Origin of the sequence: Streptomyces canus, from assembly GCF_030816965.1 — a bacterium.
Classification (GTDB): Bacteria; Actinomycetota; Actinomycetes; order Streptomycetales; family Streptomycetaceae; genus Streptomyces; species Streptomyces canus_E.
This window is the reverse complement of sequence record NZ_JAUSYQ010000002.1, coordinates 8,761,426-8,779,387: the sequence shown is the minus strand read 5'-3', so window position 1 is coordinate 8,779,387 and position 17,962 is coordinate 8,761,426. Positions and strand designations below refer to the sequence as shown.

15 protein-coding genes are annotated in these 17,962 nt (G+C 67.9%); 6 read left to right on the top strand and 9 right to left on the bottom strand.

The genetic code is table 11. The annotated features are described in order from the left end of the window. Positions 1–26: 26 nt before the first annotated feature. Positions 27–1,148 carry a phosphotransferase enzyme family protein gene (locus QF027_RS41000; RefSeq protein ID WP_307080498.1) on the bottom strand — a complete coding sequence of 374 codons (1,122 nt, stop codon included), beginning with the start codon at positions 1,146–1,148 and terminating at the stop codon, positions 27–29. A gap of 505 nt (positions 1,149–1,653) precedes the next feature. On the opposite strand from QF027_RS41000, the gene QF027_RS40995 reads away from it, so the two are divergent. Then, positions 1,654–2,043, top strand: a complete 390-nt coding sequence (locus QF027_RS40995) for a hypothetical protein (RefSeq protein ID WP_307080497.1) — start codon at positions 1,654–1,656, stop codon at positions 2,041–2,043. 75 nt (positions 2,044–2,118) lie between these two features. Here QF027_RS40995 and QF027_RS40990 read toward each other — a convergent pair whose 3' ends face one another. The 8 genes from QF027_RS40990 to QF027_RS40955 all read right to left on the bottom strand — a co-directional run bounded on the left by QF027_RS40990 (position 2,119) and on the right by QF027_RS40955 (position 11,246). Continuing rightward, complete coding sequence (locus tag QF027_RS40990) at positions 2,119–3,120, bottom strand: thioesterase domain-containing protein (protein WP_307080496.1); 1,002 nt, start codon at positions 3,118–3,120, stop codon at positions 2,119–2,121. A gap of 41 nt (positions 3,121–3,161) precedes the next feature. Then, complete coding sequence (locus tag QF027_RS40985; protein ID WP_307080495.1) at positions 3,162–4,106, bottom strand: beta-ketoacyl synthase N-terminal-like domain-containing protein; 945 nt, start codon at positions 4,104–4,106, stop codon at positions 3,162–3,164. A 20-nt stretch (positions 4,107–4,126) separates the two neighbouring features. Beyond that, positions 4,127–5,263: a beta-ketoacyl synthase N-terminal-like domain-containing protein gene (locus QF027_RS40980; RefSeq protein ID WP_307080494.1), complete on the bottom strand. Its 1,137-nt coding sequence runs from the start codon at positions 5,261–5,263 to the stop codon at positions 4,127–4,129. Then, positions 5,260–7,044, bottom strand: coding sequence for an AMP-binding protein (locus QF027_RS40975; protein WP_307080493.1), 1,785 nt, complete (start codon positions 7,042–7,044; stop codon positions 5,260–5,262). The genes QF027_RS40980 and QF027_RS40975 overlap by 4 nt, the downstream gene beginning before the upstream one ends. 171 nt (positions 7,045–7,215) lie before the next feature. Next, positions 7,216–7,995, bottom strand: coding sequence for a hypothetical protein (locus QF027_RS40970; protein WP_307080492.1), 780 nt, complete (start codon positions 7,993–7,995; stop codon positions 7,216–7,218). Positions 7,996–8,092: 97 nt separating this feature from the next. Then, a complete protein-coding gene (locus tag QF027_RS40965) occupies positions 8,093–8,809 on the bottom strand; it encodes a uracil-DNA glycosylase family protein (protein WP_307080491.1) in 717 nt (238 codons plus the stop codon). A 129-nt stretch (positions 8,810–8,938) separates the two neighbouring features. After that, positions 8,939–10,186, bottom strand: a complete 1,248-nt coding sequence (locus QF027_RS40960) for a class I SAM-dependent methyltransferase (protein ID WP_307080490.1) — start codon at positions 10,184–10,186, stop codon at positions 8,939–8,941. An 88-nt stretch (positions 10,187–10,274) separates the two neighbouring features. Beyond that, complete coding sequence (locus QF027_RS40955; RefSeq protein ID WP_307080489.1) at positions 10,275–11,246, bottom strand: aldo/keto reductase; 972 nt, start codon at positions 11,244–11,246, stop codon at positions 10,275–10,277. Between the two features lie 983 nt (positions 11,247–12,229). Between QF027_RS40955 and QF027_RS40950 the strand changes: the two genes are divergently transcribed. The 5 genes from QF027_RS40950 (at position 12,230) to QF027_RS40930 (ending at position 17,914) form a co-directional block, all read left to right on the top strand. Next, positions 12,230–12,583, top strand: a complete 354-nt coding sequence (locus QF027_RS40950) for a hypothetical protein (protein WP_307080488.1) — start codon at positions 12,230–12,232, stop codon at positions 12,581–12,583. Between the two features lie 397 nt (positions 12,584–12,980). After that, a complete protein-coding gene (locus QF027_RS40945; RefSeq protein WP_307080487.1) occupies positions 12,981–14,981 on the top strand; it encodes an ATP-binding cassette domain-containing protein in 2,001 nt (666 codons plus the stop codon). Then, entirely contained in the window at positions 14,981–15,517 is a 537-nt protein-coding gene (locus QF027_RS40940) for an HIT family protein (RefSeq protein ID WP_307080486.1), read from the top strand. Before QF027_RS40945 ends, QF027_RS40940 begins: the two co-directional genes overlap by 1 nt. Then, on the top strand, positions 15,514–16,551 hold the full coding sequence (locus QF027_RS40935; RefSeq protein WP_307080485.1) for a phosphotransferase enzyme family protein: 1,038 nt from the start codon (positions 15,514–15,516) through the stop codon (positions 16,549–16,551). Before QF027_RS40940 ends, QF027_RS40935 begins: the two co-directional genes overlap by 4 nt. Further along, positions 16,535–17,914 carry an MFS transporter gene (locus tag QF027_RS40930; protein ID WP_307080484.1) on the top strand — a complete coding sequence of 460 codons (1,380 nt, stop codon included), beginning with the start codon at positions 16,535–16,537 and terminating at the stop codon, positions 17,912–17,914. Before QF027_RS40935 ends, QF027_RS40930 begins: the two co-directional genes overlap by 17 nt. Positions 17,915–17,962 lie beyond the last annotated feature (48 nt).

Below are 17,962 nucleotides of genomic sequence, written 5' to 3'. Positions count from 1 at the left end.
GCGGAGGAGTCACGAGGGTCATGAACTCAGCGAAGAGCGTCACGCAGGGCCTCCTCCAAGACAGGTAGCTGGTCCAGCAGCATCAGATCCGCCTCGTGCCGCGCCCTGCCGTAGGACTCAAGTGCGGCGTCGACGATGTGCGGACGCTTCACTGGTGCGGAGAACGGAAACGTCGAGCAGAGCACGGCTGCACAGCTCACACGGAGCGAGGACACGAGGTCGTTCACGGACGCCTTGGGATTGGCGTCCCGGTAGGCCAGGGTGAGATCGGTGTATCCGGTGAGCCAGCCCTCCACACCGTTGGCCAGCACGCTGCTGGGGTCACAGCCCAGACGCGCGATTTCCCAGGCGAGGTACCAGGGTGTGGGCGGTCGGAAGTCCACGAACGCGGCGACATCGTCGTCCTTCAACAAGACGTTGGGGCCAGACAGGTCGCCGTGCAGGACCTGGACCGTCAGCGGTGGAAGCGAAGCAAGGATGCGCTCGACGCCACCCAAGAGAGCTTGCCGCTCACGCGTCGCCTGCAGCGACCATGCCTCGAACTCCCCAAGCCTGGGCTTGCTCTGGAACGCGAGAATCAGACCCTCATAGCGGTCTCGTGCGGTAGCCACGTCACACACCGCGGCACCAGGTTCCAGGGTGGGTGCGGCGGCGGGGTGAGTGGCGAGTCGGCTGTGGAGGCGGCCCATCGCTGTGCCGACGGCTGCCCACCGTGCACCCCTCAGGCCGCCTTCGGCGGTCGCGGTGTGCGGCACGTACGACCACAGGGACATCGGTAGGCGGTCGTGGGTCTCGATGAGTTCGTGCTCGCGCGTGCGGGTTGCCCGCGCGGTCGCGACACCTCCGTCGGCGGCGTACTCGGACAGTTCGACCGACGCCCGCTCCAGATCCAAGTGTTCTCGAGTGCGGTAGACCTTGGCGAAGTGCCGCTGGCCCGTTTGATCCGCGATCGCGTAATTGTCCGTCGCGGTGCCCTCCGGGATTCGCGCTATCTCTGCCGGGTGCAGCCCGTACGCGAGCACCAGCGTGTCGGCGACCGCCATGATCTGCTCCCCCTCCGCGGTGCGGCCGGGTGTGGAAGGCGCGGCGACAGGCTTGGGGGCGGGCTGGTGAGATGCGGTGGACATGGTCTCCTCGTCGAAGCGCACAGCGAGAGTGGTCAGATGATGAGCGGGCTGTAGGTGGTCGGGTCGATCAGGACGCGGGCATAGGCCGTGGCCGCCAGGTGCTCAGCGGGCCGCGCCGGGTGCAGCGGGGCCGCAAGATTGCCGACGGACAGCGCTCCGTCAATGCGGTCGTCTGATTGAGCCTCCCTCGTTCGGGTTGTGGCAGTACCCGAGCCCGGCCCGGCACCGCCACCAGCTGCCGGCAGGGGACCGGCCGACCAAACCGACACCGCGGCGCCCTGCCGCGTGAATCGACTGATCGAGGCGGTGAAGGCGGTAACCGACACCGGCGTTTCGTGGCGACGGTGACCGGTTCGGTATCGCACAGGCGCGGCGCAGGGCCGACCGGCGGGTGCCGCGGCACCAGGTAGGGATGCTCGTCGCATAAAGTGCGGGCGCACAGGTGTCCACGTCATTCACCAAAAGATGACCTTGGACACCTTCGTCTCGGCAGGCACCCCTCGGGCCGCACCACCAGGAGGAACCAGTGACATCCCCGCAAGTGATCACCCCCGCGGAGAAGCTCGCCGAGGCGAAGAAGCAGCTGAGTTTCCCACGTATTGTTGCGATTTGCGGCTCCACTCGTTTCATGGCCGAGATGGCCGAGGCCGATCTGCGGGAGACCAAAGCCGGAAGGATTGTCGTCAAGCCGGGTTGCGACCTGAAGTCGCCGCACGCACTGTGGTCCGATCCTGTCGAGGCTGAGGCCCTGAAGGTTCGACTCGACGAACTGCACCGGTCGAAGATCCTGCTCGCTGATGAGGTGCTCGTAGTCGGCGACTACATCGGAGACAGCACCCGAGCAGAAATCGCCTACGCCCGGTCGCTGGGCAAGCCCGTCCGTTTCACGCACCCCGAAGTCGACCCCGACGCCTGAGGGCCCACCCCCACACCCTCCGCAGGCACCCTTGGAATAGATCATCCAGCGGGTGGCGTGGTGGTGAAAGCGAGCTCAAGCAGCGGCGGAACGCATCGCGGCCGTGATGGCGGCAGCGAGAGACCGCCGGTGGTTCATCACATAGAAGTGGTCGCCCTCGAACCTTTCGAGGCCGCGGAAGTGCGTGGTGAACGCTCGCCAGGAGAGCAGACGGTCCTCGCCGATCAACCTGTCGCGGCGGCCCCCGAATACCAAGAGCGGAACGGGCAGCGGTTCGGGGTCGCGGGGAGGAGCCCAGGTGTCCAGGAGTTTGAAGTCGTTACGGAACACCGGGGCGAACTTGCGCCAGACGGCGTCGTCGTCGAGGAGCTGCGGTGTGCTGCCGCCGACGCTCCGCAGCCAGCCGCGCAGTTCCTCGTCGGACATCAGGTGAGGGCGGCCGTCAGCGCCGGCCTCACCGCGCGGGGCGCCGTAGGCGGACACACCCAGCCAGTCCGGGACCGGGTCCCCCTCGTGGTGAAGTCGGCGGGTGAGCTGGTAAGCGATGAGTGAGCCCATGCTGTGGCCGAAGAACCCGAAGGGCCGGTCGAGCAAGGGAGCGATAGCGGTGTGGAAGTAGTCGACCAGCCTGTCGCAGTCGTCGATCAGCGGCAATGTCTGCAGCTGGCCTCGGCCGGGCGCCTCCAGGAGGCAGAGTTCCCAGTCCTGGGGGAAGTGCTCCGCCCAGCCCCGGTAGAGCAGGTGTGAGCCGCCGGCGTGGTGGAACAGGAACAGGCGCGCCGCTGGGTTGCTCAGCGGCCTCGGGCGGATGACCGGGCAGGCCGACGTCTCGCCGACGAGCGTCGAGGTGACGACGGCGTGCAGCTCGGCGAGGGTCTTGGCACCGCTGATGACCAGGGTGTTCTCCGGGACGCCGTACGCATTCTCAAGGCGGGTTGAGATCTCGAGCATCAGCAGCGAGTCGATCTCGAGTTCGTCGGTGAAGTGCGCCTCGTCGGTGACCTCCTCGGGTTCGATCTCCAGTGCTCCGGCTACCAGAGCGCGGAGATCCTCGATGTTCACGGACGCAGTGGTCATTGGGTTTCCCCCGGCTCCTACGTGGATGGACGAGTGGTCGGTCAAGGGGTCAGCAGCAGAACGGCTGCCGCGTCGTGGCGAGGGCCTCCAGCTGTGGCGAGCACGTTCCCGGTGGCGTCGCTCTCCAGATGGGCGGCCGCGGCGGCGCACTGTAAGACGCCCAGTGCCCCAGACAGCGGGCCCAGCTGGGATTCCAGGTCGATCCGGCGCGTGGCTGCGAGCAGCTGGCCCGCCCCGGCGCCCGCCTCGTCCACGAGCCACAGTCCGACGGATTTCTCCTCAGTCACGCCGGCGGAGGTCAGCGCCGCGGCGAGGTCCCGGGCCCGGGCGTACCCGGCGATCGTGGCGCGCGGCCGTGTGCCACGGGAAGCGGCTGCGTTCGCTGGTTCGAGGACGATCGCGACCGCCGTGTCGGTGGACTGCTCGCCGAGCAGCTTCGTCGCCACGTCATTGGCTGGTTCGACGCCGACGACGACGGCTGCTTCGGCGCGCCCGGCCACGATGAGGTTTCGGGCCCAGGCGAGGGCGTCCAGACCGCTGGTGACGCCGTTGCAGACGGTGAGGTTGGGGCCGCGCAGCCCGTAGCGGATGGCCACCCAGCCGGCGATGACATTGCTTGATGTCTGTGGCAGGCCCAAGGGGCTGAGGCCCCTGACGCCTTCTCTGGCGATGGTGTCGGTGGCGTCGCAGACGCTGTCCACGTTGCCCAGGTTGGTGCTGACCACGACAGCGGTCGAGTCAGCCGCTCCCCTGAAGGTCGCGTTGGCGTCGGTCAGGCCCGCGTCGTGGAGGGCGGACTCGGCAGCTCGCAGGGCGAGCCGGGACGCGCGGTCCTTGTGGCGCATCTCGCGTCCGCGGAGTCCGGTTGCCGGGTCGAAGCCGCCCTCGCCGGGCAACGGTCCGAGGAGGTCGCCGTACTTCGCGACACCTGGGAGCGTCAGTCCGATGCCCGTGACGACGACCTCCAGGGCGCTCGGGGTACTCATCCGTGCGGTACTCGTCGCACTCATCGGGCTGCCTCCACAATCGCGACGGCGTTGATCCCTCCGAAGCCGAACGCGTCGATCTGCGCGATGGTCAGTTCGCCGGCTGCGGGGGCGCCCTGCACCAGGCCCAGTCCTGCGGCCTCGGAGATCGGGTCGGTGAGGCCCAGGACGGGGGGTACCATCCCTTCCTTCATGGCGAGCACCGCCATCACGAGGCTGAGGAGTCCCGAACCACCCAGGGTGTGGCCGGTCATCGCCTTTATGGCGGTCATCCGCGGACCGGTTCCGGCGCCGTGGAAGATGTGGCGCAGGACGCTCGACTCCGTCGCGTCGTTGCGGGGGGTTCCGCTGCCGTGCAGCATCACCAGGTCGATGTCCTCCGCCCGTACCCCTGCTCGGCTGTAGGCGTCCTGGACCGCGCGTGTGATGCCGTCGGGGTCGGGCGCGGTGGCGTGGTGAGCGTCGCAGTTCATGGACACACCGCGCACCCGGGCGTGCACGGGCCCGTTCCCGGTGTCGACGCGCTGGACGACGACGGCTGCCGCGCCCTCACCCATCAGCATGCCCTTGTGCGTGGCGTCGAAGGGGCGGAGCGCGTCGGGGATGTCGTTCTGCACCCGGTCGAGCGTGCCGAAGCTGCTCTCGGTTGCGGCATCGGTGCCCGCGACGACGACCGTGTCAGCCATTCCGAGCTCGATCATGTCGGTGGCCAAGCCGAGCGCGTACAGCGTGGCTGAGCAGGCGTTGGCGAAGGTGTACGTGGTGGACGCGCCGAAGGTCTCCTTCAGGGCGGTGCCGAAGTGCAGGTCTTCGAGGGCGACTTCCGCGTGGTCACGCCACCACAGCTCGAGGCTGCGCTGCTCGCGCATGGTGGTCCCGACCAGCACGGGTATCTGTGACAGGTCCTCGCCCAGGCCCGCGTCGGCGACTGCCTGACGAACAACGGTGGTGAGCCAGCGGGTGGCGCGGCGCGGGATGTCGCCACCGCCCTCGGGCCGGTCGTCGATCTCGTAGGCGTAGGCCGCCCTGTACTTGTCGGGGTCGAAGGCCTTCAGAGGCGTGCGGCTCTCCTGGCCCGCGCACAGCGCGGCGAATATCGCCCAGGGGCTGGCACCGATGTTGGCGACGGCGGCCATGCCCGTAATGTCCCAGGTCATGGTTGTTCAGCCGCCTTCCTGAGCTTGAAGGCGGCCAGCTTGCCGGTTGAAGTGGTCGGGAGCTCGTCGAGGAACTCCAGACGGGCGGGCCGCTTGTAGGCGGCGAGACCGCTACGGATCGCGGCGATCACCGCGCGCCGCACCACGGCCGTGTCGAATCCCGGCCGGGCCACGAGATAGGCCACGGCCTGCTCCAGGCCATCGGCATCGCGGCTGCCGACCACCACGCAGTCCTGGACCCCTTCAGCGCCGCGGATGACGCTCTCGATCTCACTCGGCACGACCTTGTAACCGCCCAGGTTGAGCAGGTCGTCGGCGCGGCAGAGATGGGTGAATGTGCCGTCCGGCGCACGGCGCACGACGTCGCCGGTGTAGGCACCGCCGTCGGCGAAGGTGACTGCTTCGGCCTCCGGCCGGCCGATGTAGCCGAGGGCGACGGTCGGGCCGGCGATGTGGAGCCGGCCTTCCTCCCCGTCGGCGACGGGCGTGCCGTCCGCAGCGCGGACGGTCGCAGTGATCCCGGGCACCGGGACCCCGAAGGCGCCCGGACGCTCTTTCCCCGGCGGCGTGCCGACGACTATGTAGAGCACCTCGGTGGCGCCGAGACCGTTGAGCAGCTCGGCCTGGAAGGCGGTGCGGATCCGCTCGCTGAGCGATGCCGGCAGATTCTCGCCGGCCGCCACGCACAGCCGCACGGAGTCGGAGGCGAGCGTCGTCTCGGAGGCGTTCAGCAGCGCGGCGTACAGCCGTGGGACGGAGAACAGCACGGTGGGTTGGTGGCGTTGCATCGCGGCGGCGAGTGAGTGGACGTCGACCGTGCCGCGGATGAGCGCAACGCGGGAGCCGGCCGCCAGGGGGCACAGGACGGAACTGCCGAAGCCGTAGCCGAAGGACATCCGGGCGGTGGACAGCACGGTGTCCTCGGGGGTCAGCGCCAGTACGGTGCCGATGCCGTCGGTCATCGCCGCGATCGCTCCCGCTGAGTGCCGGACTCCCTTGGGCATGCCGGTACTTCCGGAGGTGTACTGCACGAGCGCCTCACGCCCCGCACTCCACGCGGCCGGGGGCCCAGCCTCCTGCGGGCGGCGTGCGGGGCCGGGCTCGGACGTGGCCAGAGCGGCGCGGACGTCAGCGCCGGCGCACTGGGTTGTCGTCTCGAACAGCTCCTCCAGGGCGCGTTGCCGCTTGGGAGCTGCGTCGAGGTGCACCATCGCGGCGGCGCAGTTCTCGGCGATGTAGCGGACTTCGTCGTCCGTGAGCATCGGGCTGATCACCACGGGGACGCAGCCGTGCCACCACAGGCCGAGGACGGCGACGACGGTCGCCACGGAATCGTCGGCGACCAGGAGGCCGCGGGCGCCCTCTGGCACGCCTGCCGCCCTGAGGGCGCCCGCGTACCCACGTGCTGCCTCCAGGAGGGCGGCGTAGGTGATCTCCCCAGCCTGGGGGTCGAGGTAGCTGGTCCTTTCACCCCGGCCGGCGGAGACATGACCCGCCACCAGGCGGTCGATCAGGTTGACCCCGCGGAGGCTTGTCGCCCGCTCGCTGAGCACGGACACCGCGGCGTCCAGGCTGGTGAGGGCTGCCGCTTCCTCAGCGGACAGGGCTCCGAACTCGCGCTCGATCGCGGCCACGATCGCAGCCTTTTCCAAGGAGCTGATTCCGAGTTCCTCGTAGAACAGGGCACCAGACTCGATGTCGTCCTTTTCCACTTCAAGGACAGACGCCACGATCTCTCGCAGCCTGTCGCGCACTGTATCGATGAGTTCTGCATCACGCACCGGCGAGGGTCCTTTCCGTATCTTCGTAGCCGAGAAGTGAGATCTTGGTGGACAGAAAGCGAGGATGAGCCGGAGACCTGCTCCCGGCCCTGTGCCGTTCACCGGAACGCCGCTTGATTCCGGTCGGGGATTCAAGAACGGGTGGGATGCCGCAGCCCTCAGCGGGAGTGCTCAGGCTTCCAGGCCGACCTCACAGGGGAACAAGACAGAAACGCCCAGGGGCTCCTCCGTGAAGATGACCCTCTTGGAAAGCGCGGACATGAAGCCGAGCTCGAAGATTGTGCCTTTTCCGACGAGACCGCCGGGGTTGCATACGACAACAACGTCGGCCTGCCTGAACGCATCCATGTGCACGTACTTGTGCCGCCACGTGTCGCGTTCGTTCTTCAGGAGATCCTGGTAGTCGAAGAGGATGAAGTCGGTGCCCGCGGTCTCCGGCTTGATCCTTGTGCTCCGAGGGCTCAGCACTACGGTGCCACTCTCGCGCAGACGGGCAATGGTGTCCTCGATATACCCCAGAGATTGCTGGAAGCTGCCGCAGACAACAGCATTCCGGAACTCCCGCCGGATCAGGCCTTCCAACATGCCGGTCGATCCACTCGCGGACATGCCCTTTTCCAGGTAGAATTGCTCCATCTCAGGCCCGACTACGTTGAAATAGAGGCCGGTGTCGACATAGACGCTGTTGACCAGTGCGGCCGCATCCGGCTGCGGGAGCTGCTGAAAGACCCCGGTGGCGTACAGGCGCGTTGTCTTGTTGTCAACGACCTCGTTGAACTCCGTGAGCCCAGCGCAGAACTCGCCGACTCTTTTCGCCAGCACCTCGTGGCCGCGGCTGTCTTCGAACGCGAGCCGCTCCCTTTTAAGCAGTTTCAACTCGCCGCTCCGGGAGCGGTAAACGCTCACGCATTCCGAGTCGAAGTGGACCAGGACCCTGCCTTCTGCCGCCAATGTACTGCTCTCCTTCTTCTCGTTCCAGCGCGTTGGGAGCCTACGGCCTTCGTCGAATCAGCCGAGAGGTTGGCAAGCGTTCCGGAGGACGCAACGACTAATCGCCTTGTCCGCGGAAGGCTCTGAGGTACTTGTCGGCGAATTCTTCCTCTCTCTCCCGGTTGTATTGAGTGATGAAACGCGGGTGCTCCAACGGCACGATCTTTCGGAAGAAGCGCTGGCCCTCGTTTACCTTCGAGAGGAACTTGAAGTTCTCGCCACTGCCAATGCAGTAGCACACCGAGGTGTCAGTTCCGAATGCCAGCTGGCGTTCCAGGGTGTCCACGAGGAAAGAGTGCAGGAGCTCCAGCAGCTTCTTGTTCTCGTAATAGTTGCAGTTGACCTCTTTCCCCTTGGGGCTCGTTCTCACCAGACCAAGAGGACACACAAAACTCATGACGAAGTCGGCATAGAACTGTTCGCGGCCCCCGTAGCGCCTGATGACGTCGTGCAGAAACCCGGCGGAAGGCCGGCTCACCGCATAGCCGTCGACATCGACTCCCGTTTCGCTTTCGAGGAGCTTGGCATCTTCGAACGGGACCCCGGTCACGGCCGTGCCGCGGCGGGCGGGCGAGCTCCCCAGTACCAGACGACGCGGCTTATCGTCGTCGTAGTACTTGTGGTAGAACGCAGTCGTCACCTCCCGGACACGCTCCTTCTGGGGGCCGCTGAACGGATTGATGACCGTGAATCCGGGAGGCAGCTCAAGCGTCGTTTCCGCAAGTTCCTCGTTGAACTGCAGGATCCGATGGGCAACAGTCGTTCGCCCGTTCATTGCAGAAGTCCTTCCTTCACACTGGTCACTCCGAACAGTCCGGTCGCACCCGTCCGTCTGCGATTCAGCCTTCCCGCGGAACTGATGGGACGTCGCGGACGTGGCCGGCTAGAGGGGGCGGTGGAAGCATTAGGCGGTGACAGCGGACAGGTAAATCTCGGTACTTGTCGGAAACATTCGGACATCTTTAAATCCGGCACAATCGAGCTCCGCGCCAATCAGATTGGCTGTGTCCATCCCGCGATAGATGTCGACGAAGTCAGTGCCGGGGATGATCAGTCCTGGCACGACGCAGCCCCGCTGAGTATACAGAAATCCGTTGGCTACGGAGACGACAATCACCGCGCCGGGCCTCAGTACTCTGTGCGCCTCCGAGGCCGCCGCGGACGTATCGAAGAACGACGAGTTGTACGTTCTCAAGGAGACATACAGATCGAAACCGTTGTCCGGTAAGGCAGACAGGTCTTCGGCGCTGGAGACGACCGTTCTCGACGAGGGAATGCGTTCGCTTATATTCGCAAGGCCACGTTCCGCGATGTCAACGAAGGTGATCTGCGGGCAATCCGAAAACAAAGCTGCTGCTTCGTAGCCGGCTCCGACGCCGACGTTGAGGATGTTGACGGCAGACAGAGACCTTGTGGACGACCTCCTGTAAACCGACTTGAAGTCGTCGGTCCACCTCAAGTTGGCGGCACGAGCGTCGTACGCGTAGTCATAGGTGCCGTACTTCGCGTCAAAGGCTTCGGACAGTGCGTCGTTTACGGCGCGATGAGCCTCTTTGTACTCGATCCCATGCCTCTGGCAGATCAGAGAAGCGAGCGCGACCCTCCCCCTGTTCGCAGTGACATCACTCCGGGAAAGCGCGAACCCCCTCGACCTTAGCCCGGTGGAGACGGCCTCACTAATGCGATGTGTGGAGTAGTGGGGGTTGCACTCGATATTTTGCTCGCTCACTGCGTAGAAGTCTCGGTTCTGCTCGAGGATCTCGCGCTGCAAATCGTCGGGGAAGCGGTGTACATGACCTCGTGCAGTGACGGGATCGTCATCGAGGTAACTCGTCAGCGCGGGGTCTGGCAGACCGATGTAAACCCTGTCGATGCGCACTTCCTTCAAGAGCTCGGCGAGCTCAAACGACCGGTCCACTGACAGGGTGTTGATCGTCAGATATGCGCTGTGTGCGCTGGCTGTTCCGAGTTCTTGCATCCTGCTCCGCAGAGTGCGGTACCAGGATGCGCCGCCTACTTCGCCCTCGAAGGCGGAGCAAATTAACTCGTTGTGTTCAGAAACGAGCGCAACGCCGACCCGCCGACCTGATTGCGGCGCCCTTTGTGCGATGCCAATGGCGTAGTTCATCCAATAGGTACTGTTCGGGCTCATGTGGGCCTCCATTTCTCACCTTGCGCGGCACGCACGGGGGGTGTCGTCGCTCTTCGGGGACGTGGGCAGGCCGGCGCGGTCCGGGGATTCATGGCACGGACGCCGCATCCCTTGAGCGGAGCTGGCCGAGCTCTACCAGCTCGGCTCGCAGGGCCGCGTACGCGGCGTCGACGAATTCGTAGTCCGGTTCGCTCAGTTCGTTCTTGAAGCCCTGGTAGTTCCCGGCCACCTGTTGTGAACTGGTGAATCCGGTCAGAACGATCGAGTCCGGGCAGCGCTTGAGGCAGTAGTGGAGGGCGACCCGGGCGAGGTCTTGCGGGGTGGGTCCGAACCTGTCTCGCAGGGGCTGTAGGCCTCGCTGGACGGCGTCCAGGACCGGCGCGGTGATGCGGGAGCGGACGTCGCCAGGGCCGAAGGCCGCGTCCGGAAGGTATTTGCCGGTGAGCAGTCCCAGGCCCAGAGGCTTGTAGATCATGGTGGCGACGCCGTGGCGACGGGCGAAGCTGAAGATGTCCTCGTCCTCTTCGCTGGCCGCGGCCTCGGGTTCGGGTGGCTGGCTGAGGGGGTTGAAGGGGGTGGTGATGACCTTGGGGTCGAACTGTTGGACAAGGAAAGAGAACCGAGCCGCGCTTACCTGGTTGCGGTCGCCGGAGGTTGCGGTACCTGCCACCAGCCGGTTTGGCGCCCTCATCCCGAGCGCCTTGACCCTGCCGAGGTCACGCAGGGCCTCCAGTGTCTCCCGTGCCTCTGGGAGGTACTGGTCGCGAGGGCCGAAGTCGGTGTGGTGCAGTGTCAGGACGTCCAGCGAATCCACGCCGAGGTTCTCAAGGCTCTGCTCCACTTGTCCGTGCAGGTTCAGGGAGCTGTAGGCGTTGACGCTGGTGCCCCTGAAGGCGCCGACCGTGCTGGTGATGCTGACGCTTTCGCGGGGCACCTGGGCAAGCATGCGGCCCAACAGCCTCTGGGAGTGCCCGAGACCGTAGACGTCCGAGGTGTCGTAGACAGTTGCTCCCTCTTCGCGGGCGCGCAGGAGGGCATCGACCGCGCAGTCGTCGTCCACGGAGGCCCATCCTGCGGGGTGGCCCAGGTTGGTTGCCGGCCCCCCGATGGGCCGGCATCCAACACCGAGAGGGTGCTCGTCCCATCCGGCGACCAGGCGTCGCCGGGGCAAGTGTGAAGCGGTCACGACGGGGCTCGCTCTCATCGCGAAGGACAGGGCGCCGGCTCGGATCGCCGTGGTGCAGCACAGCGACGAGGCAGTGGCCCGGGGAATCTGGAGAGAAGTGGGGCGGAGCACGGCTCTCGTCAGCCCCACTCTCACCGTCACATTTGTCCGAACGGGAAGTCCAGCTGCGCACCGGCTCATATCGGGGGTCATCTCCAAGTAGAGACGACCCGCCTTCAAGCAATTAGCCCGAATATGCCCGGATTTAGGCTGCCTGCCGCGTGGTGGAAGGCGGAACTGAATGACCCTCGATATGAGCCCCCGTGCCTCTGGCCCGACCGATGACGGCAGGGCAGGCTGGTGATTCGACGAGCCGGGGCGTCGCCCCTGTCCCCCATTCCCCCCTAGCCACCGGGGCTTCGGACGTCAGGCACCCCGTGGTGACCGTGGTCTCCGAAGCTCCGGTTTCACTCCCCGAGGAACCTGCACCCGTGACTGCGACTGCGATCGTCGAGGCTGCTCTGTCCCCGTGCTGTGGCATGCACCGCGATGCCGGTTGTCACATGGCGGGTGTCCCGTACGACCGCTGATGATGTGCACCGGCACCACGTAGCCGACGTTGAGGCGGCACAACAAGATGGAGGGCTTCCGCGCGGAGATGGACTACGGCAACTATCCGACGGGCTGCTTCGTGCGTTCCGGCTCGTTGCTCTCCGGACGTGATGCCCAGCGTCCCTTCCTGGGACAGCGGACCCCGCCGACCGTCCTGACCCTGCGCGTGCCCGAGGACGCCGGCGGCGATCCACGTCGCTGTCGCCCACCAGTCGTTCAATTAGCCGCCGACCGGGGAGGACGAGGCTTTCGGCCTCACCTCGCTCGTGCACAAGGTCAAGGCCGACCAAGCGGCCGACGACCTTGGCGAGGCCGTGCAGCAGATCAAGGGCGTGGGCCCCTATACCGCCGCCGTGATCGCCTCGCACGCCTCCCGGGATCCGGCCGCCTTCGGCATCGACGTATGGAACCGCAAGATCCTCGCCCGCCGGCTCCTCGACGCCCACGACGCAGCACCGGAAGCCGTCACCCGACGCCTGAACCAGCTCTTCCCCGGCCGCGCCGGAACCGCAGGCCTGTACTTCGTCGAGCACGAGTATCTCAACGTCCCCGTCGCTCCACTCCTCGACCCGGACGGCATCGACGCCTGGAACGAGGCCTTGGAGCGCCCCGCGCCCTGACTCCTCCGCCCCGGTCAAAGGCAGCACGCGCCCGGCGCCACTGCCTCCCCAGCTATGCCCTCACGACCCCAGGACAAGTCCACGAACGAGTGACACCAAGCGTTCGAGGTCTCCCCGCGCCCGTCGAGCCGCACTGGAGCGCCGACCACCCCTCAATAGAACCTTTGTTCACGATCTGCCCCGGGCCTGCCCGTTACGGGTCCATCCGGGGGCCGTTGTTAGAGCACCAGTACCCCTCATGCGCCCATCTGGAGGACCCCGTGAATCCTGTGCCCGCCCTCGTGAATCCTCCCGCCGTATTCGAACATCTCCAGCCTGCCGTCCCGCACCAGGCGCGGCCCCGACGCCGGGTTGACGCCCTTCGTAGCGCAGCACGACCGGATACGAGGTGGGGGGCATGAGCGACGGCAGTGATGCAGACGGCATCCGCCAGGCCGCGGTGCCCGCCCCGCGCGGTGGAGAACTTCCGCTGCCGCCCGCCGCCGTGCCGGCAGGACCACACGACGGCGACATCACGGACGGCCTGGCGGAGGCGTACTGGTCCGTATACGACGGTGCGGCGTCCCAGGCCACGGTGGGACAGATCCTCGCGCGTCTGCCGCGGATCGTGCGCCAGATCGGCCGACTGGCCTGGCACGCCGACCGGACCGCGACCGTCGCGGTAGCGGTCCTGCAGCTGGCGTCGGCCGCGATGACGGCATTCGGGCTCATGGCCTCGGTGGCGGTGCTGCGAGAACTGTTCGCTGAAGGGCCCACTCCTGACAGGGTTCGCGCGGCCATCCCCCAACTCCTGGTCGTGGTCGGCTTCCTTGCCGCCCGGGCGCTCCTGGAGGCGGGCGTCGCCGTCGCGCAAGCCAGAGTGACCCCGAAGATCCGCACCGCACTGGAGTGCGAGTTCCTCGCCCTGACCGCCCATGTACGGCTGGAAGTCGTCGACGACGCGGACTGGCACGACGAGGCCTACCGGGCCAACGACCGCGGGCTGTTCTACGCGAGGCAGATCGTCGGCCAGGTCGTCTCTCTGGCCGCGGCCCTGCTCGGGCTCCTGGGCACCGCCAGCGTGCTGGGCGTCCTTCACCCCGCCTTGCTGCCGCTGCTTTTGCTTTCCGTGCTGCCGGTCGGCGCGGCCGCCGTACGCACCGCCCGAGCCCGCTTCCACTCCTTCAAGCGGTGGAACACCCTGCAGCGCAGGGTGCGGGTCTTCTCCTGGCTGCTGCTGGAAAGGGACGCCGCCGCCGAGCTCCGCTCGGACACCGCCCAGGGCGCGCTGCTGGAGGAGCACCGCCGGCTGACGACACGGATCGCCGAGGAGGACACCCGCCTGGGCGTGAGCTCGGCCGGACTGACCCTCGCGGGCCGGACCATCGGCGGGATCGGCACCGGCATCACCTACACAGCGCTCGGCGCCATGCTGATCGCGGGCTGGCTGCCCCTGGCCGCCGGCGCGGGCGCGGTCCTCGCCATCCAGGCCGCCCAGTCCTCGCTGACCCGGCTCGTCGACGTCTCCCACCTGGTCTACGAGCACGCCATGTGGGTGGACGACCTGCTGGCCTTCCAGGAACGCTGCCGCGACCTCCAGCCGCGCCGCAGCGGGCTGCCCGCCCCCGAGACGGTGAAGACCATCACGCTGGAGGATGTGTCCTTCACCTATCCGGGCAAGGACACCCCGGCGCTCAACGGCATCTCCATGACGCTGCGTGCCGGTCAGACGGTGGCATTCGTCGGCGTCAACGGCTCCGGTAAGTCCACCTGCGCCCGGCTCCTCGCAGGGCTGTACGAGCCGCAGGACGGGGGCACGGTCTGCTGGGATGGGGTGAACGTGCTGGACATGGACGCCGGGTCGTTGCAGGCCCGGGTGGGCTGCGTGCTCCAGGATCCGGTCCGTTTCCCGTTCAGCGCGCTGGCCAACCTGACGGTCTCCCGGGGCACTCTCACCGAGGCCGATCCGCAGCGTGCGCTGGACGCCGCGCGGGCCTCGGGCGCTGAGCAGGTCATCGCCGGCCTGCCGGGCCGGTGGGAGGCGTTGCTGTCCAAGCGGTTCCGTGGCGGTCAGGAACTGTCCGCCGGCCAATGGGCCAAGGTCGCCGTCGCCCGCGGCCTGTACAAGAGCGCCCCCGTCCTGCTGCTGGACGAACCGACCGCCAGCATGGACCCCCGCGCCGAGCACGCCGTGTACGAGGCAGTACTGCGGGACACACCACGCCCCGATCAGATCACCGTACTGATCTCCCACCGCCTGGCGAGCGTCGTCAGCTGCGACCGCATCTTCGTCTTCGACGGCGGCCGCATCACCGAGACCGGCACCCACCAGGAGCTGATGGACATCGGCGGCGAGTACGCCGCCATGTTCACCCTCCAGGCCGCCGGGTACCGCGCCGAGGCAGGGGAGGCGGCGTGATGCCCGACCACGCGCAGCCCCGTCCCGCGCCGTCCGGCGCCTGGCCGGAGAACTTCACCGGCCACCGTCGGGGTACGAACTGCCCGATGTGCGCGAACGACTTCGCCGCCGACGACATCGGCTGGGGTCTCCTTGTCCGGCGCGGGGAGGTCAGCAACGCCTACCTGTGGCGCAGCGGTCAGGTCCGCGGGTACGCCGTCGTGATCTACACAGGGCGTCATGTAGCCGAGCCCACCGAGCTGGTCGAGGGTGAGGCGGCCGCGTTCTGGCGCGACGTCCTCGCCCTGGGCCGGGCTGTGGAAGCGCTCTACGAACCGCTGAAGATGAACTACCTGCTGCTGGGGAACCAGATCCCGCACGCCCACTGGCACTGCGTTCCGCGACGCGAAGCCGGAACGGACCCGGCTCCGGGTGGGCCGCTGCCCTTCGAGGTGCTCGATCTCGGGCGCCAGGACGAGGAGCAGGTGCAAGCGGATGCCCGAGCACTGCGTCAGCTGCTGGCTGACGCGGACGGCCAGTCGGGGGGGCGGCGATGAGCGGCGCCGAGTCGGACGTGATGGTCGTGGCGGGGATCCTGCCGCTGTTCTACCGGATCACCCCCACTGCGGTCGACGAAGGTCCTGCGGGGACCGCGACCCGCAACTACGTGGCCCAGGACAGCGACGGAGGCCGGTGGTTCGCGAAGGCCTACCCGGTGGGCACCGATCTGGACGCGGAGCGCCAGGCACTGGCGCTCGGCCAGTTCGCGAGGCTCGGCGGCATCCCGGTGCCGGCGGTGCGGCAGACCCTGGACGGTGAACTCATCGCGGCCGCCGGCGGGATGGCGGTGTCGGTCACGGCGTACGTCGAGAATGCACAGACAGCGGAGGGCGGCCTGTCCGGCGACCGATGGGCCGCGGTGGGCGAGACCGTCGGCCGCCTGCACCGGACCCTGACCCGACACCCGGCCGGACCGCCGCGCCGCGTACCCGCCCGGGAGGTCTGCGATGTAAAAGGGGCCCGGCAGCGCCTTGACCGGCTACTTGCCCTGTTCGCCAAGAGGCCGCCCGCCTCGGGGTTTCCTGCCTGGGCACGGGAGACCGCCGCCCGGCGGCTCGACGCGCTGCCTGCCGTGGCCGCCATGGTCAAAGGGCTGCCGACGTCCTTGACGGTGCAGACCGTCCACGGCGACCTGGCCTCGCCCAACCTGCTCCTGCGCGGACAGCAGGTGGCGGCATTGATCGACTTCCGGCCGCCCGGTCACCGCAGCCCCGCCTGGGAGCTCGGGCGGATCGTCCTGGACCCGCGCACCGTTCTGGCAGAGCCGAAATGGCCCACCGGCCTGGCCGAAGCGATCGCCGCCTACCGGTCAGCCAACCCGACGCTGCCGCCCGAAGAACTCCTCGCCGTGCCCCGCCTCGCCGCCGGGTACATGGCCTGCTCGGTGTATCCCCTGTCCGAGGCCGTCGACGCCCCGGCCGCCGTCACCCCCGAACTCGAGGCGTACGGCCGAAACCGGCATGCAGCCATAGCCGAGCTGTGCGAGCGCCTGACGGAAGCCGAGGAGGTGCTCCATGGCCTCCTCCACTGACCCCTTCTCCGGCGCCCGGCCGTCGCTGTGGCGGCACCGCAACTTCCGCCGCTACCTGACCGGGCAGGCAGCCAGCGTGACCGGCAGCTCGATCAGCACCATGGTGATCCCCGTGCTGGCGGTGCTCGAACTGGACGCCACTACCGCCGAGGTCGCCTGGCTGACGTTCCTGGGTCAACTGCCGCCCGCACTGCTGGCCTTGCACGCCGGGGCCCTCGCCGACCGCCACTCCAAGCGGAAGCAGATGATCACCGGCGACCTGGTCAGCGCCGCCGCACTGGCCAGCGTGCCGGTGGCGGCCGCACTGGACCGGCTGTCCCTGCCCCAATTGATGGTGGTCGCGGCGGTGCAGGGCGCGGCGGGCGTGCTGCACGATGCCGCCGCGATCAGTCTCCTGCCCAGCCTGGTCGACCGGTCACTGCTCCAGCGGAGCAACAGCCGCATCGGCGGGCTCTTCGCCATCGCCGCCACCGCGGGCAGCAACCTCGGCGCCGCCCTGACCGCGCTCCTCGGCCCGGCCCGGGCGCTTCTCGGGGACGTCCTGTCCTACCTCGTCAGCGCCTGGTGCACCGCCCGCATCCAGGCCCCCGAAAGCCCCCGGCCAGCAGCGCAAGGCCGTCGGCTGCACACCGAGATCGGTGAGGGCCTGCGCTACGTCCACGGCGACCACCGGCTGCGCACCCTGACCCTAGTCAACGCCACGACGTCGTTCGCCCTGGCGCTCCTCAATACCTTGTGGGCGCTGTACCTGCTCCGGTCTCTCACGATGAGCGCGACCGCCTTCGGCGTGGTCCTGGGACTCGGAGCGCTGGGCGCGGCGGCCGGTGCGCTGGCCGCCCCGTCACTCGCGGCGCGGTACGGGCCCGGGCCGATGATGCTCGCCGCGCTCGCGATCACCCCGCTCACCCAGCTCCCGCTGCTCCTCGCCTCCCCGGGCCTCGCCTGGCAGTTCGCCATCGGCGGTGCCCTGTTCCTGCAACTGGCCTGTGCCGCGGCCGCGGGGACGACCCAGCGCACCATTCGCCAGGTCGTCACCGCCGACGGCATGCAGGCCCGGATGCAGGCCGTGAGTACGTGGCTCACCTCTGGTGCACGGCCGGTGGCCGCGCTCCTCGCCGGCGGGCTCGGCACCTGGATCGGCGTGCGCCCCACCCTGATCGTCGGCACCTGCCTTCTCGTCGTCCCCCTGGTGGTCCTCTACCGGTCTCCGCTACGCAGCCTGCTGGAAATGCCTGGCTCACCCACCGCGGCTCCTCCTCCAGCAGAGCCCCTCACACCCCCGACGCCGCCGGGGCCGAGCGTCCCCAATCCCGCAGTCGCCGTGGATGTGCGGCACGACCACTCTCCGGAAGGCGGCCCGTGAGCGCGAACCCTGATACGGCTCCTGGCCAGGAGCCGTCGTCGGCGGGCC

Coding starts and splice junctions, on each gene's coding strand:
- QF027_RS40960 (WP_307080490.1), bottom strand. CDS start 10,186: ATGAGCCCGAACAGTACCTATTGGATGAACTACGCCATTGGCATCGCA.
- QF027_RS40990 (WP_307080496.1), bottom strand. CDS start 3,120: ATGACCACTGCGTCCGTGAACATCGAGGATCTCCGCGCTCTGGTAGCC.
- QF027_RS40980 (WP_307080494.1), bottom strand. CDS start 5,263: ATGACCTGGGACATTACGGGCATGGCCGCCGTCGCCAACATCGGTGCC.
- QF027_RS40985 (WP_307080495.1), bottom strand. CDS start 4,106: ATGAGTACCCCGAGCGCCCTGGAGGTCGTCGTCACGGGCATCGGACTG.
- QF027_RS40965 (WP_307080491.1), bottom strand. CDS start 8,809: ATGAACGGGCGAACGACTGTTGCCCATCGGATCCTGCAGTTCAACGAG.
- QF027_RS40930 (WP_307080484.1), top strand. CDS start 16,535: ATGGCCTCCTCCACTGACCCCTTCTCCGGCGCCCGGCCGTCGCTGTGG.
- QF027_RS40935 (WP_307080485.1), top strand. CDS start 15,514: ATGAGCGGCGCCGAGTCGGACGTGATGGTCGTGGCGGGGATCCTGCCG.
- QF027_RS40945 (WP_307080487.1), top strand. CDS start 12,981: ATGAGCGACGGCAGTGATGCAGACGGCATCCGCCAGGCCGCGGTGCCC.
- QF027_RS40940 (WP_307080486.1), top strand. CDS start 14,981: ATGCCCGACCACGCGCAGCCCCGTCCCGCGCCGTCCGGCGCCTGGCCG.